Genomic DNA, 14,005 nt, shown 5'->3' with positions numbered 1-14,005 from the left:
TGCGCCCCAGATGCCGGCAACCTCCTGCCCAGCTGAGACTATTTTGCCGTGTCGGTCGTGGTCCGCCCTATGCCAGGATGGATGCCGTGGAGGGGGTGGGTCGTTGAGCGAGCTGCAGGTTTCTGAATCCGTGGTTATTGGGGTGGCGCAAGAGCTGCGCACGGTCGTGGACGACACCAGGTCGGGTCTGACGAACTTGGACGGGGAGCTGGGCCGACTCCTCGGCTCCGACTGGACCGGCGAGGCCGGCTCGGCCTTCGGCGAAGTGTGGAAGCGTTGGCACGACGGCGCCGAGAACCTGGTGAAGGGCTTGGAGTCGATGTCCTCGGCATTGGAGCAGGCGGCCCAGGGGTACGCCAGCGCTGACGCCGCGGGGCGCTCGGCGGTCGACTCGGCAGGAATGTAATGGCAGAGTTCTCGGTGGATCTCGACTCGCTGCTGACCGGTGTCGACCAGATGTCGGCCTTTCACTCCACACTCGAGCAGACGTTGGCGACGGTGCAGTCGTCGATGACCGCGCTAGGACTGAGCTGGCACGGCGACGCGGCGTCGGCGCAGGAAGTGGCGCAGCAGCAGTGGGACACGGGGGCCCAGCAGCTGCGCGAAGCGTTGGGGCAGTTGCGCGACATCGCCGAGCATGCCCACTCCAACTACTCGAACGCGGTCGCCACGAATCAACGCATGTGGGGCTGAGTTGGCGTGACGCGCATCGACGTCGACCCAGAGGCGCTGGCCGCAGCGGCACGGGCTGTCACCGGTATTGGTGACGAGTTCGCGGCAGCGGTAGGGACACTGTCGTCGGCCGTGAGCGCCGGTGCGCCCAGCGGGTTCGATCCCGCCGGGGTGGCTTTCGGCATGGTCTATCAGAAATCTGCGCAGGCGCTGCTGGATGCCGGCGCGGCGATGGTCAACGCATCCCGCAACGTCGGTTTCGGAATCGGCATGTCGGCGACGAACTACTCGCAGGCCAATGCGGCGTCGACCGTCGGGGGCGGCGCGGCACCCCTGCCCACACCCGAGAAGCCGGTGGAGTTCGATACCCCGTCGTGCCCGTCGTCGCTGGGCGGCGGCGTGATGCCGCCGTTCCTGTGGTCGCTATTGCAGACGTTCATCCCCGACACGTGGCCCGACGGCAATGCGGCACGGCTGCGCGCCTCGGCCGGGGCCTGGCAGACGTTCGCATCTGCGATTAGTGGTATCGCCGGTGAGCTGAGCGGGCCGTCCGGTGTCGTCGGCGCACAGCGGATTCCTGAGGGCGGCGCGATCAGTTCAGCGATGTCCGAACTGACGCAGTCTCTGTCGGATGTGGCGACCGAAGCCGGGAACCTTGCGACGCAGACCCGTGAGTTCGCCGACGACGTGCAGGCCACCCAGGACGCCATCCGCGATCTCTGCGACCGAATTTCGCCGTCGGGCGTCTTCGACGGCATCAAGGCGGTGTTCAGCGGTGACGCGCTCGACGAGATCAAGGAGGTCGCCGACGACGTCAAGCAGGTGCTGGAGAACTTCGGCCGGCAGGTCGACGGCCGCATCGCGTTAATGCAGGCGCTGATCACCGCACTCGATGGCGCGGTGGTGTCGTTGCAGCAGCGTGCGCGCCGCGAGTTCACGCACTACCTGGGCGAGGACGTTGGCGGTGCGCTGGCCACAGCCCTCGAGGTCCCATCGAATGTAAGCGAAGGCGTCGTCAAGGCGGGTTTGAACGGCATCATCGGCATTCAGCAACTCGACCCCACTCGCTTCGCCTCTGATCCCGAGGGGGCCGGGGCTGCGTGGGGTGGGATCCTCGACACTCTCAAGTACGCAACCCCGACCGGCGCGGCCATGGATCCGATCGGAGCGTTCGAGCATGGCAAGAACGTGCTCGGAGGCATTGCGCACGTTGAGGATTGGCGTGCCGACCGACCAGGACTGGGACTCGGCGGTGTCCTCTTCGAGGCTGGCTCCGCCGCAACCGGGATCGGGGCGGCGAGAACCGGGCTGCGGGGCGCGAGCGCGGCCGCGGAAGCAGGCGACGCTGGTCCCGCAATGCGCGCAGCAGGTAGTGCGGCGGAGGCCACCGCACCCATTGCCGGTCGGGCGTCTGAGATCGCCGCCAAACTGGACGACCTCACCACGCTTGCCGACGACATCCCCTCCGGTGCCGCGCCCGGCAGTCAAGGGCCGACATTGCCGACATTGCTCGCCGAGCCGAATGTTCCGAGGGTGCCGGAGGCGCCGCGGGTCCCAGAAATGTCGACATCGCAGGCTGTTCCGGACGGGGCTGGTCCGCGGTCGGAGTCGGACGCGCCCACCCCACACGTTGCGGATGTGCCCAGTCCGAATAGAACGGAGACCCATCCGTCTTACGGCCCTGACGACAGCCCATCACCTGTGCCGACATCAAGCGTTCCTGACGCCAGTGGACAAGGTGTGCCGACAACTTCAGCGAACACTTCACCGGACAGCGCACCGACGACAGTCTCCTCGTCGGACGGTGCAGGATCTCCGACTTGGTCGACGTCCGATCCTGAACCCACGATGCACGGGTCAGGCTCTGGCGCGACACCCGTCGGGGAGGTGCCATCGGCAGCCTCGAACGGTCCGTCGAGTAACTCGGCTTCCGCAGAGCCGGTGCATCCGAGATCGGACACGCCGCAGCCCCCCTCGGTCGGACCCCACGAGACGCAGCAGTCGGGCCACGGCGGTTCGCACACCGGTAGCGACACTGCCCCCTCGTCTTCGTCGGATGCTCACGGCGCTGATGACAGCCACGTTCCCCGTGAGTCGCTACTTCCGGGTGATACCGCCGGGGTTCCTGACCACGGTGCAACACTCAGGACCGACGACCTCGACCACCCGAATGCTGACTTGCTCGACGCTTCAGAATTAGATGCTGCGCGGGATAATCCGACGCGGTTGACCGACGCTTTGGCCGAAGGCTTGCCTAGTTCAGACCCCAGAGTGATGGACCTCGTTCCCGAGGATTTCGACAAGTACGGGGGCCTCGGCAAGGACGAATGGGAGAGGCGGTACTGGCCATCAGGCGAACTGGATGCCCACGGTAATCCGAAGTTGAACTGGCCGAATCCTGACCGCCACCCGGAAGGGTTCCTATCTCCTGAAGATCGACGGCCCGCGGTGCTTGAACCTGGGACGTCATTCGATCGGTTCGGCCCAGGGTTTGGTCGATTCGTCTCGCCTGAAGGCACCCCGTTCCCAGAACGGGGACTGCCCTTCCATAGCCTTGACGACGGGTATCACCAGTACGAAGTCGTTCGAGAACTTCCGGTGTGGGAAGGTCCGATCGCGCCTGCGATGGGGCAGTCCGGTGGCGGGATCCAGTACTACCTACCGTATTCAGTGGTCGACCTACTCATTGCCGGATATATCCGAGAGGTGACGTAATGAAGATGAACTTGGCAGAACTTGGTAAGGCGCTGGAGATGGTCGGCATGCCACCCCGTGTGCTCGCATTAGGAGGCGAAGCGGAAAACAGCTGGTGCGTCAATCAGGCCTCCGACGGGTTATGGGAAGTCTTCTGGATGGAACGCGGTAACAAGATCGATCTGGTTCGTTTGGCGACGGAGTCCGACGCCTGCTTCCAGCTCTTGGGCAGACTTGCGTACACCCAGCTTGCCGCGGGAGCGATTGGACGGCTGTAACGATCACGTCGATCGAGATGGCATGTTCTGGATACGAGTATCGAAAGGTGCTGGGCGGCGAGAGTTGCGAACTCACACATAGAGGTTGGTTCTAGCGCGTTGTGAGCATTGGGCGTGCATAGCAGTCGTTTCATTCGCTAGGCCGAGCCGACCGTGGATCTCAACAAACGCTGCTGCGACGCACCCTCAGTCCCCAACCCCCGCACCCCGCCGCAGCAACGCCATCGACCGCCCCATCGTCGCGCGCGTACGCGCCTGGTCGCCGACGTGGACGTGTTCGAGCACCGCCATGGCGAAGGCGCCGTAGTAAGCCTGCTCCAACGCCGCCGCGTCACCAGCGTCAGCCAGCGAACCGTCACTCACGGCATCCCGCACGATCCGCCGCAGCCGCGCCCGCAGCTCGACCACCTCGGGGAACGTCGACGTCGGATACCGCAGCAGCAGGCCGTAATACGCACCGACGTTGTCGACGTCGTCGAAGAACATCGTCAGGCAGTCGTCGTAGAACGCCTCGACGCGATTCAGCGGCGGCTCGCCCTCGGACGCTACGAGGAACGAATCCCAGCGCGCAGACAGTCGCTCGCCGAACACCCGCAGCAGCAGCTCGTCCTTGTTGGAGGCGTAGAGGAAGATCGTGCCCAGCGCAACCCCGGCCCGCTCGGCCACCTGCCGCATCGTGACCGCCGAGAAGCCCTGCGCCGCAACGAGGTCCCACGTCGCGGCGAACACAGCCTCCCGCCGGCGCCGGCTCTCATCCTGGCGGACCGCCATCGGCCGAGCTAGATCCGGTTGACCGGGTAGCGCGGCGCCTCGCCGCGCAGCACGCGGGCCACCTCGGCGAAGCTCTTGGTCATCGTCTCACCGAGCGACTCCCTGCTCCAATGCGCAGCATGCGGCGAGAGCAGGATTCCGTCCACCCCGAGCAGCGGACTGTCGGCCGGCAGCGGCTCCGTCTCGAACGTATCGAGCGCCGCGCCCCCGAGGTGCTTCGCGGCGATGGACTCAGCCAACGCCCCCTCGTCGATCAGGCCGCCCCGCGACACGTTGACGACGAACGCGCCGTGCTTCATCCGGGCCAGCGCGTCGGCGTCGATCAGGTGATGCGTGGCATCAGTCAGCGGAACGTGCAGGGAGAGAACGTCGGCCGCGGCGATCACCTCGTCGGCGTCCATCAGCGTCACGTCCAGCGCCGCGGCGTCCTCGGCCGAGACCGCCGGGTCGTAGGCGACGACGGAAAAGCCCACGGCCCGCGCCGCGACCGCCACCCGTCGGCCGATGCGGCCCAGCCCGATCAACCCGACCGTCTGCACGTCGGGCCGGTGCAGTGACATCCCCAGCCGCCCGTCGCCAAACCTGCCCGCGCGCACGCCGGCGTCCCACGCGACGAGGCGTCGGGTCAGGGCGAGGATGAACGCCATCGCGTGCGCGGCGACCTCGTGGAAGTTGGCATCCGGCACGTTGGTCACCTGGATGCCCGCTCGGGTGGCCGCCTCCACGTCCACGACGTCGACTCCGATGCCGCAGCGGTGAATCAGCTTGCACTGGGCCAACTCTGCGATCAGCGGCTCGCGAATCGGTTCGACGGCGACGATCAGCGCGTCGGCGTCGCGGGCGGCCTCGAGGAGTGCCTCGGGCGATCCGTCGGACACGGTGACGATGTCGGCGACCTCCCGCAGCGGCGCGGTGACCTCGTCCGGCGGCGTCATCGACGGGTTGGTGATCAGCGCCTTCACGAGTCGACCTCCGCAGTCAGTTCGTCGGTGAGCTTGCGCGCGGCCTTAGCGCCAGCGGCCAGCCACTGCCCGTCGGAGCCGTAGACCTGCAGCCGCACCCCCGCGCGGGTCATCGCACGGGCGTGATCGGGGGTAAAGACCGCGCCCGCGAGCACCTTGCCATGCGTGCTTGCTGCGGCTGCGACGGTGTCCACTGCGGCAAGAGTCTCCGAAGCACCGATTCCCTTGAGCACGTTGCCGTCCGGGACGGCGCCGATGCCCAGCGCGAGGTCGATGGGCCCGACGAACAGTCCGTCGACGCCCGGGGTCGCGGCGATCGCGTCGACCTCCGCCAGCCCCTGAGCGGTCTCGATCATGACGAGCAGCAGCGGTCCGTCACCGGGGGTGAAGCCGGCGCCGGGGGAGGGCCACACCGGTCCGTAGGACCGTTCGCCGTGCGGCGGGTAGAGCATCGCCGACGCGGCGATCGCGGCCTCGGCCGCGGTGTTGACCATCGGCACGATGACGCCGGCGGCGCCGAGGTCGAGCACGCGCATGATCTGCCACGGCTCGTTGGCGGGGACGCGGACGAGGACGGGCTTGTCGTGCAGGGCGGCGGCGCGCAGCATCGGGAGCAGAGCGCCGAGATCGGCCGAGCCGTGCTGACAGTCGATGACGAGGTAGTCCAAGTCGAGTTTCGCGAGCCCCTCCATGGCGTGCGGGTCGGCGAAGGTGACCCACGGCCCGGTGGTGACGGTGCGTTCAGCCAGCGCACGTCGGACCGGCGACTTGGGTTGTGGCCGTTCAGGTGTGGTCATCGGTGCGCTCCTTCGGGAGGGGTGTCGCGCACGCCAGCAGACGGGCCGGGGTGTCGACGAGGATCTGGTGCAGGTGGTCGTCGGAGACACCGGCCTCGCGCAGTGCGGGCACGACGGTGGTGGGGACGAAGGTCGGATCCCAGTCGGGGAACGCCGCGGTGTACCCGTCGTCGAGCCAGTCGGTGTGCAGCATCGCGTCGTGGGACACCACGATGCGGTCGGCGTAGCCCTGGTTGCACAGGTCGGCGATGACGGCGACGCGTTCCTGCGTCGTCGCCGTACCCGGCAGCGCGTAGCCGAATCGGTCCGAGGCGATCGTCGCGCCGGTGTCCATGACGGCTTTGAGGTAGTCGAGGTCGGTGGTGTCGCCGCTGTGGCCGATCACCACCCGGGTGAGATCGGTTCCCTCGGTGGCGAACAGCTCGAGTTGTTCGAGCCCGCCTCGCGTATGGGGGTCCGAGTGCGTGGTGATCGGCACGCCGGTCTCACGGGCGGCGATCGCGGCGGCGCGCAGCAGGCCCTTGGATCCGCGGGTTAGGCCAGCAGCGCCGGTGACGCACTTGATGATCCCGGCGCGGACGCCGGTGGTGCCGATGCCGTCGACGATGTCGGCCACGAACACGTCGACGAAGAAGTTCCCGCCGCGCTGCCGGGCCAGGGCCTGACGGATCTCGAAGGTCTTCGACGGCAAGTCCTCGGTGTAGAACCCGGTGGCGACGACGATGTTCAGGTCGACGCGCTCGTTGATGCGAACGAGGCTGGGGATGTCGCGGTCGTGGCCGAACACGGTGACGTCGACGATGGTGTTGATGCCGGCGTCCTTGACCCGTTGCAGTCGCGCGACGGCGTCGTCGAGTGCGGCGTGCTTGCCGTCGGGGAAGGCAATCTCGGGGCGGTCGTTGGCCAGCGCCGCGGACACCGCGAACACGTGCTCGTGCATCAGCGTGCGCCCGAGGTTGTCGCTGGACCGCTCACCCCGGACGGTGGCTACGGTCCCCGTGGTCACGACGGTTCCGCCGGTCGGCGGATGCGGACGGGCAGGACGTCCCAGCCCTTCTGGAAGCTGGAGGCGCTGCGTACCGCGGCGTCCTCGTCGAAGTCGAATTCGTCGACGGCGCTGAGGAATTCCTGCAGGATCACCCGGCCCTCCATCTTCGCAAGGTGGATGCCCATGCAGAAGTGGCCGCCGTGGCCGAAGGACAGCGTCCGCTTCATCCGCCGGTCCCACCGGAACGCGTCGGGGTCGGGGAACTCGCGTGGGTCACGCTGAGCGGACTGGATGAGGAAGATGATGCGCTGCCCCGGCGTCAGGTGGTGGCCGAGGACGTCGACGGGTGCGGTGACGGTTCGCGAGAACCATTGCGCGGGCCCGCAATAGCGGGACATCTCGTCGAACGCGACGGGCGTGTTGGCCGTCAGGTCGGCGCGGACGGCGGCGAGCTGGTCGGGGTTCTTGGTCAGCTCCCACAGCCCGTGGGAGGTCACCTTGGGCACGGTCTCGACGCCGCCGATCAGGGGGACCACGAGCTGGGCCGCGGCCTCGCGGTCGGACAGCGGACGTCCCTCGAACGATGCGTTGATGACCCTGTCGACGAGCGGGTGGGCCCCGTCGGCGCCGGCGTCGCGCCGGGTCGTGACGGCGAGGCGAGCGGCACGGCTGATTCGCTTGAGACCGTCGAGCGGGTCCAGGCCGAGCGCGGGGTCGCCGATGGCGGCCGAGGACTCGTTGATCGCGTCGCGCAGATCAGCCGCCATCTCGGCGGGCAAGCCCGCGAGGTGGCACATGGTGCGGGCCGTCCAAAGCCCAAAGACTGCAGGCAGATTGAACTCGCCCTGGGCGAGCACGCCGGGCAGGTCGGCGCGCACCATGTCGCGAAACCAGCCCTCCAGCGCCGACACAGAACGGGGCCGGAACGGCTGATTCAGGAACCCACGCAGTCGGCCCTGGTGGGGCTGATCCATGCGGGTGAATCCTGCGACGGGGTTCAGCGGGAGGGGCGGCACCGGGCCGTCGTTGCGCGCAAGCATCTCGGCGCGGGTCGGCACCGTGCCCTCGCGGGCCTCGAACGGCAGCTCCGGGTCGCCGAGCATGTCGTAGACGTCCTGGAACCGCGACACCACCCACATGTCGTAGTCCTCGACGTAGTACAGCGGGTGCTCGTCGCGCAACCACGCGTAGTACGGGTAGGGGTCGTCGAGGCACTCGGGTGAGAACGGGTCGTAGTGCGTGATCGCGGCACCGGCTGCGCGCATCGACGTCGACCTCCGTTTCACTGAACGTGTTCAGTGGAGTGTGTCGGACCCTGTCGGGCGAGTCAACCCCGAGCCTCGTCGGCGCGACCCGTCGTCGTCCTATCTAGTCCGGCTAGGTACCGTGTGACGGGTGACCACCGCCATGAAGCACGGAATCCTCGCTCTCGGGAGTGCGCTGGCGCTGGTGTCCGCGCCGGTGATCTTCGCGTCGTCCGCATCGGCCCAGACCTGCCCGAGTGGCACGTCACCCACCAGGTGGGAAGGCGTGTGCGCCAAGAGTGGCTCCAACGCGCCTGCGTTCCTCCCGCCGGGATCGACACCGGGTGGCGGTGTCGTGCAGCGACCCAATGAGCTGCCGTCGGTGGGCGGCATCCCCTGCACGCCGGAGCATTACGGCACGTGCCTCGCCCTGCAGCAGAACGGGGCGTAGACGTCCCCGACGGCATCGCCCCGCGCTGAACCCCATCGGCGATAGTCAACGTCCGCCGCCGCGTCGGTACCCCGCGCTAACCTCCCCGAGGGGTTGTTTGCAAGGGGGAGGACTCGAGTTCGGCCATGACCATCACCGTCACTGAGACGCCGCGTCTCAACAGTTCGGAGCGCAGCACCTGGCAGACGCTCGTCGCCCAGCTCGAACCCAATGACCTGCTCGTCCCGGGGCAGCGCGTCACCGACCACCTCAAGGACCACGAGGTCGACTTCGTCGTCGGCATCGAAGGCGCGGGAATCGTCTGCCTCGAGGTCAAGGGCGGCGACGTCTGGCACGACGGCGAGCGCTGGTGGCAGAAGCGGGGCGGCCGCGACAAGAAGATCCATCCGGTCCGCCAGGCCCGCGAGGCCTGCTACGCGCTGCGGGACTACGTCGAGAAGGACCCGCGCTGGACGCAGGAGCGGCAGCGCTGGGATCACGTCGTCGTGCTGCCCCACACCGAGTTGCCCGCCGACTTCGACCTGCCCGATTGCCCGCGCTGGAAGGTCATCGACCGCACCGATCTGCCGCATCTCGTCGACCGGCTGCGCGAGATCCTCGTCAGGCAGGAGCAGGACCGCCCGCTGCTGACCGACGATGGAGTGAGGCAACTCGCAACTGCGTTGAGCGGCAGGGGGTTACCGCAACGCGACGTCGTCGCTCGCGCACTGGCCAACAATGACGCCGCCGACGCGCTGACCGAGCATCAGGCCGTCATCCTCGACGCGATCCGTTTGCTCAACCGCGTCGAGGTCCGCGGCGGTGCGGGGAGCGGCAAGACGTTCCTTGCGATGGAGCAGGCCCGCCGGCTTGCGCAGCGCGGGCAGCGGGTCGCGCTGGTCTGTTACTCGCACGGTCTGGCGTCCTACCTCGAGCGCATCGCCGCCACGTGGCCGCGCAACCATCAGCCGGCGTACGTGGGCGAGTTCCACGATCTCGGCAAGAAGTGGGGCGCACCCGCAGGACCCGACGAGGCCCTGCGCACCGAGGACACCGTCAAGTTCTGGGAGCACGACCTCCCTCTCCAAATGGCAGAGCTGGCAGCGGGACTGGCCGTCGGCCACCGCTTCGACTCCATCGTCGTCGACGAGGCGCAGGACTTCGCCGACGCGTGGTGGGACCCGCTGCTCGCGGCGCTCAAGGACCCCGTTGAGGGTGGGCTGTACGTCTTCACCGACGAGGGGCAGCGCGTCTTCAACCGCCATGGCGCCCCGCCCGTGCCACTGGTCCCGCTCATCCTCGACCACAATCTCCGCAACACCCGCCAGATCGCGAACGCGTTCCAGCCGCTCGTCGACCATCCAATGCGCTTCCTCGGCGGCGAGGGCCCAGCCGTCACGTTCGTCGCCTGCGACCGCGACGACGCCATGGGGGAGGGCGACGACCAGATCGAGCTGCTGCTCGAACAAGGTTGGCGGCCAGAGGATCTCGCGCTGCTCACCACCGGCAGTCGGCATCCCGAGCAGGCCGAGCGGCAGAAGGACGGGCACAAGGCCTACTGGGACACGTTCTGGGATACCGACCAGGTGTTCTACGGCCACGTGCTGGGCTTCAAGGGCCTGGAGCGCCGCGCGGTCGTGGTCGTCGTCAACGAGGGAAGCAAGTTCGAGCGCTCCCGCGAACGGCTGTACGTCGGACTGTCGAGGGCTCGCGATCAACTCGTCGTGTGCGGTGACCCGGACTTCATCCGCGAGGTGGGTGGGCCGGATCTGGCGAGACGGCTGGGAGTGACCGCGCCGTAACGGCCGGCACGGGCTGTCATCAAATGATGACGGACCCCAGCGAAGACCGGCGCCGCAGAACGGTCGGCGGACGTCGGCGGGCCGCGCTAACATCGAAAACAGCTTCATGAGACACCGTCGCCAAGCTCCGACTTGACGGTGCGCCAACCCCACGCTCGTGGGTGGCTCGGATGACGAAGTGGCCGACGTCGACCGACGCCGGCAAGAGCGCCTCCCGCAGTGGAGGCCGGCGTGAGGACCGGACCATGACTGACGATGCGAAGCTGGTGCCCTTGTACTGGGGGCCGGGTGGGCCGCCGAGGATCAGAGAACTCGTCGACTCATGGACGCCAGGACGTGGTGACGATGCGACCTGGGGCCCGTACCACGCGGTGCTGTTTCCGCCGCGGCGGACGACGCCGTGGATCAACTACAAGATCATGAGTACCGGCCGTAACGTCGCGAGACGGCTCTGGGAGGAGCGCGAGGACAAGCGGCGCGAGTACGAGGCCGTGCACGCCGCCGAACCAGAGTTCTGGCCCACGCGTCATCCCGGGGTCGTCCTCGAGTCGGTGCTGTGGGTGGCGCACTCGGCATGCCTGGGCTGCCGGTGGCTGGATCGCAAGGGTACTCACATGAGGATCGACGGGTGGCGTGCGTTGGCTGCGGAAGTGGCACTCGGTCATCAGGAGTCGCCGCTATAGACAGGGACCTGCCCCTGTTCTCGGAGCGGCCCGTCCCCAAGCGCTGGGCGCAGCCCCCACCACTCGCATAAGCTTCTTTGGTCAACTCCTACCGTCTTCCAGGGTTCGGAACGGCGCAGACAACGAAGGATGCACTGAGCCCGTGGCAATCACCGATGTCGCCGAGTACGCCCATCTGAGTACTGCCGACGTCGACCGCCTCGGCGACGAACTCGACGCGATCCGCCGCGACGTCGAGGGATCCCTCGGTGAGCGCGATGCCGCCTACATCCGGCGGGTGATCAAGTTCCAGCGGATCCTCGACCTCAGCGCGCGTCTCCTCATCGGCGGCAGCCGCTCGCGGGCCGGCTGGTGGTCGGGCACGCTGGCGCTGACCTACGCGAAGTGCGTCGAGAACATGGAGCTCGGCCACAACATCGGCCACGGCCAGTGGGACTGGATGAACGACCCCGAGATCCACTCGACCACGTGGGAGTGGGACATGGTGGGGCCGTCGCACCAATGGCGGTACTCGCACAACTACCGCCATCACGTGAACAGCAACATCATCGGCGTCGACGACGACCTCGGCTTCGGCGTGATGCGGGTGACCCGCGATCAGCCGTGGCAGCGCCAGCACCTCTTCCAGCCGCTGCGAAACGTGTTGCTGGCAGCCACGTTCGAGTGGGGCATTGCGCTGCACGACTTCTACTCGGAGCGGGACCGCCGCGAGACCGCCGCAGAGAAGTCCACCGAGCGCAAGCTGCTGATCGCCAAGATCCTCCGCCAGACCGCCAAGGACTACGTGCTGATCCCCGCTCTGAGCGGCCGCCGCTGGCGCAGGACTCTCGGCGCCAACGTGACCGCGAACCTGCTGCGCAACGTCTGGACGAACGTCGTGATCCTCTGCGGCCACTTTCCCGACGGAGCGGAGAAGTTCGGCCCCGAGGTGCTCGACGACGAGACCCGCGGCGAGTGGTACCTCCGGCAAATGCTCGGTGCCGCCAACTTCAACGCAGGCCGCCTGTTGGCGCTCTCGACCGGGAGCCTGTGCTACCAGATCGAGCATCACCTCTTTCCTGACCTGCCCAGCAACCACTACCCCGAGATCGCGGAGCGCGTACGGGGGCTGTGCGAGAAGTACGATCTGCCCTACACCACCGGTCCGCTTGCGTTGCAGTACCTTTCGACACTGCGAGTCATTCACCAGCTGGCACTGCCGGACGACTTCCTGAGCGCGAAGCTGGGCAGTCGCTGGCGACGCCGGTCGGCTTAATCCGGAGAAGCCGCCGGCCACCCGACGAGCGCCATGTCCGCCACGGCGTGCAGGTCGGCGCGGCTGGCACCGCTGCGGGCCTGGATCGCGATGCCCTGGCACACGGCCGCGACCCAGCGGGCCAGCAGCAGGGGGTCGACCCCCGTCAGCTCGGGCGCCGCCTCGAAGCGCTCGGCCAGTTGGTGCACGGTCGCGTCGCGCATCTCGGGCAGCCCCGGGGCTTCTCCGACCGTCAGGCACCCGCGGATCTCGCCGCTAACCGTGTCCGCCGCTCCGTGCATCATCGCCTCGGCGACCTCGCGCGCGGTGGGTCGGGCCAAGGCGTCGTGCAGGTAGCCGCCGGGGCCGGCGAGGTAACGCCGCATCGCTCGTTCGAACAGCTGCTCCTTGGATCCGAACTCGTCGTAGACGCTGCGACGGTTCACGCCCGCCGCGGCGGTGACGTCGGAGATCGACACCCCGTCGAAGCCGCGTTCCCAGAACAGTTTCATCGCCGCGTCCTCGACCTGGGCGGGGTCGAATTCCCGTGGCCGTCCGACCGTCATCGCAGGCCGCCTTCCATGTGATGCCGGTCACAACTGGAATGCATTCAGCGCGACACGGCTTGACCTGAGCGTACTTAGTAACAAATCGGTTCGTAATTACGAGGAGGCCAAGCAGTGAGCACAGCACCCCTGACCGGACGTCGAGCAATCGTCACCGGAGGTTCCCGCGGCATCGGGGCGGAGATCGTCCGGCGCCTGACCGCAGAGGGTGCCGCGGTGGCGTTCACCTATTCGGCCTCAGGCGCTGATGCGGATAAGCTCGTCGCCGACGTCACCGCCAACGGCGCCAAGGTGGTCGCCATCCAGGCCGACGCGGCCGACCCGGCCCAAACTGCGAGCGCGGTCGATCGGGCCGTCGCCGAACTCGGCGGCCTGGACATCGTGGTCAACAACGCCGCGGTCGCGCACATGGCACCGATCGGCGAATTCCCCGGCGAACAGTTCGACCGGCTCGTCGCCATCAACGTCGGCGGCATGTTCTGGACGACCCGCAGCGCGATCAAGCACCTGGGCGAGGGCGCGCGAATCATCAACATCGGCAGCATCAACGCCGACCGGGTTCCCGGGCCCGGGGTCTCGGTGTACGCGATGACCAAGGGCGCGGTGTCCTCGTTCACCCGCGGGCTGGCCCGCGAACTCGGCCCGCAGGGCATTACGGTCAACAACGTGCAGCCGGGTCCAATCGACACCGACGCGAACCCCGACCACGGTGACTTCGCCGAGAGTCTCAAGCTCGTCACTGCGCAGGGCCGCTATGGACACACCACCGACGTTGCGTCCTTCGTGGCCTTCTTGGCCGGCCCAGAGGCCGGATACATCACCGGCGCCAACCTCAACGTCGACGGCGGCTTCACCGTCTAATCGCAGCACCCAAGTCATCACAT

General features: G+C 67.7%; 15 protein-coding genes and 1 riboswitch. Of the genes, 9 read left to right on the top strand and 6 right to left on the bottom strand.

Annotated features, from left to right (window positions below):
* Positions 1-10: 10 nt before the first annotated feature.
* From LOK44_RS11450 to LOK44_RS11435, 4 genes are read left to right on the top strand one after another with little or no spacing between them, the layout of a single operon-like run.
* A complete protein-coding gene (locus LOK44_RS11450) occupies positions 11-406 on the top strand; it encodes a WXG100 family type VII secretion target (RefSeq protein WP_249783330.1) in 396 nt (131 codons plus the stop codon).
* The gene (locus LOK44_RS11445) at positions 406-693 is read left to right on the top strand and encodes a WXG100 family type VII secretion target (RefSeq protein ID WP_237570087.1); all 288 of its coding nucleotides are present in this window, start codon (positions 406-408) and stop codon (positions 691-693) included. Before LOK44_RS11450 ends, LOK44_RS11445 begins: the two co-directional genes overlap by 1 nt.
* A gap of 6 nt (positions 694-699) precedes the next feature.
* Positions 700-3,387 (top strand): TNT domain-containing protein, encoded by a 2,688-nt coding sequence (locus LOK44_RS29950; protein ID WP_237570086.1) that lies wholly within the window; start codon positions 700-702, stop codon positions 3,385-3,387.
* Positions 3,387-3,644 (top strand): hypothetical protein, encoded by a 258-nt coding sequence (locus LOK44_RS11435; protein WP_237570085.1) that lies wholly within the window; start codon positions 3,387-3,389, stop codon positions 3,642-3,644. The genes LOK44_RS29950 and LOK44_RS11435 overlap by 1 nt, the downstream gene beginning before the upstream one ends.
* Positions 3,645-3,830: 186 nt before the next feature.
* Here the strand turns inward: LOK44_RS11435 and LOK44_RS11430 are convergent, their stop codons facing one another.
* From LOK44_RS11430 to LOK44_RS11410, 5 genes are read right to left on the bottom strand one after another with little or no spacing between them, the layout of a single operon-like run.
* Positions 3,831-4,415, bottom strand: a complete 585-nt coding sequence (locus LOK44_RS11430) for a TetR/AcrR family transcriptional regulator (RefSeq protein WP_237570084.1) — start codon at positions 4,413-4,415, stop codon at positions 3,831-3,833.
* Positions 4,416-4,423: 8 nt separating this feature from the next.
* On the bottom strand, positions 4,424-5,377 hold the full coding sequence (locus LOK44_RS11425) for a C-terminal binding protein (RefSeq protein WP_237570083.1): 954 nt from the start codon (positions 5,375-5,377) through the stop codon (positions 4,424-4,426).
* Complete coding sequence (locus LOK44_RS11420; RefSeq protein WP_237570082.1) at positions 5,374-6,174, bottom strand: HpcH/HpaI aldolase family protein; 801 nt, start codon at positions 6,172-6,174, stop codon at positions 5,374-5,376. The genes LOK44_RS11425 and LOK44_RS11420 overlap by 4 nt, the downstream gene beginning before the upstream one ends.
* Positions 6,161-7,180: a phosphotriesterase family protein gene (locus LOK44_RS11415; RefSeq protein WP_237570081.1), complete on the bottom strand. Its 1,020-nt coding sequence runs from the start codon at positions 7,178-7,180 to the stop codon at positions 6,161-6,163. The genes LOK44_RS11420 and LOK44_RS11415 overlap by 14 nt, the downstream gene beginning before the upstream one ends.
* Positions 7,177-8,427 carry a cytochrome P450 gene (locus LOK44_RS11410; protein WP_237570080.1) on the bottom strand — a complete coding sequence of 417 codons (1,251 nt, stop codon included), beginning with the start codon at positions 8,425-8,427 and terminating at the stop codon, positions 7,177-7,179. Before LOK44_RS11410 ends, LOK44_RS11415 begins: the two co-directional genes overlap by 4 nt.
* Before the next feature lie 130 nt (positions 8,428-8,557).
* Here LOK44_RS11410 and LOK44_RS11405 point away from each other — a divergent pair, with 130 nt between their 5' ends.
* From LOK44_RS11405 to LOK44_RS11390, 4 genes are all read left to right on the top strand, one after another.
* The gene (locus LOK44_RS11405; protein ID WP_237570079.1) at positions 8,558-8,857 is read left to right on the top strand and encodes a hypothetical protein; all 300 of its coding nucleotides are present in this window, start codon (positions 8,558-8,560) and stop codon (positions 8,855-8,857) included.
* A gap of 125 nt (positions 8,858-8,982) precedes the next feature.
* Positions 8,983-10,638 (top strand): ATP-binding domain-containing protein, encoded by a 1,656-nt coding sequence (locus LOK44_RS11400; protein WP_237570078.1) that lies wholly within the window; start codon positions 8,983-8,985, stop codon positions 10,636-10,638.
* Between the two features lie 102 nt (positions 10,639-10,740).
* Positions 10,741-10,852: riboswitch (SAM riboswitch) on the top strand.
* A gap of 31 nt (positions 10,853-10,883) precedes the next feature.
* Positions 10,884-11,321, top strand: coding sequence for a hypothetical protein (locus LOK44_RS11395; RefSeq protein ID WP_237570077.1), 438 nt, complete (start codon positions 10,884-10,886; stop codon positions 11,319-11,321).
* A gap of 142 nt (positions 11,322-11,463) precedes the next feature.
* Positions 11,464-12,576: a fatty acid desaturase family protein gene (locus tag LOK44_RS11390; protein ID WP_237570076.1), complete on the top strand. Its 1,113-nt coding sequence runs from the start codon at positions 11,464-11,466 to the stop codon at positions 12,574-12,576.
* On the opposite strand, the gene LOK44_RS11385 is transcribed toward LOK44_RS11390, so the two are convergent.
* Positions 12,573-13,121 (bottom strand): TetR/AcrR family transcriptional regulator, encoded by a 549-nt coding sequence (locus LOK44_RS11385; protein ID WP_237570075.1) that lies wholly within the window; start codon positions 13,119-13,121, stop codon positions 12,573-12,575. The two genes, LOK44_RS11390 and LOK44_RS11385, sit on opposite strands and share 4 nt — an antisense overlap.
* 114 nt (positions 13,122-13,235) lie before the next feature.
* On the opposite strand from LOK44_RS11385, the gene LOK44_RS11380 reads away from it, so the two are divergent.
* Positions 13,236-13,982 (top strand): 3-oxoacyl-ACP reductase family protein, encoded by a 747-nt coding sequence (locus tag LOK44_RS11380; protein ID WP_237570074.1) that lies wholly within the window; start codon positions 13,236-13,238, stop codon positions 13,980-13,982.
* Positions 13,983-14,005: the final 23 nt, after the last annotated feature.

Origin of the sequence: Mycolicibacterium lacusdiani, assembly GCF_021916785.1 — a bacterium.
Lineage (GTDB): Bacteria > Actinomycetota > Actinomycetes > Mycobacteriales > Mycobacteriaceae > Mycobacterium > Mycobacterium lacusdiani.
This window is presented reverse-complemented; position numbering and strand designations above follow the sequence as displayed.

Excerpts from the sequence above, each read along its gene's own strand:
- LOK44_RS11385 (WP_237570075.1), bottom strand. The coding sequence starts at position 13,121 with ATGACGGTCGGACGGCCACGGGAATTCGACCCCGCCCAGGTCGAGGAC.
- LOK44_RS11420 (WP_237570082.1), bottom strand. The coding sequence starts at position 6,174 with ATGACCACACCTGAACGGCCACAACCCAAGTCGCCGGTCCGACGTGCG.
- LOK44_RS11435 (WP_237570085.1), top strand. The coding sequence starts at position 3,387 with ATGAAGATGAACTTGGCAGAACTTGGTAAGGCGCTGGAGATGGTCGGC.
- LOK44_RS11450 (WP_249783330.1), top strand. The coding sequence starts at position 11 with ATGCCGGCAACCTCCTGCCCAGCTGAGACTATTTTGCCGTGTCGGTCG.
- LOK44_RS11445 (WP_237570087.1), top strand. The coding sequence starts at position 406 with ATGGCAGAGTTCTCGGTGGATCTCGACTCGCTGCTGACCGGTGTCGAC.
- LOK44_RS11395 (WP_237570077.1), top strand. The coding sequence starts at position 10,884 with ATGACTGACGATGCGAAGCTGGTGCCCTTGTACTGGGGGCCGGGTGGG.
- LOK44_RS11410 (WP_237570080.1), bottom strand. The coding sequence starts at position 8,427 with ATGCGCGCAGCCGGTGCCGCGATCACGCACTACGACCCGTTCTCACCC.
- LOK44_RS11430 (WP_237570084.1), bottom strand. The coding sequence starts at position 4,415 with ATGGCGGTCCGCCAGGATGAGAGCCGGCGCCGGCGGGAGGCTGTGTTC.
- LOK44_RS11400 (WP_237570078.1), top strand. The coding sequence starts at position 8,983 with ATGACCATCACCGTCACTGAGACGCCGCGTCTCAACAGTTCGGAGCGC.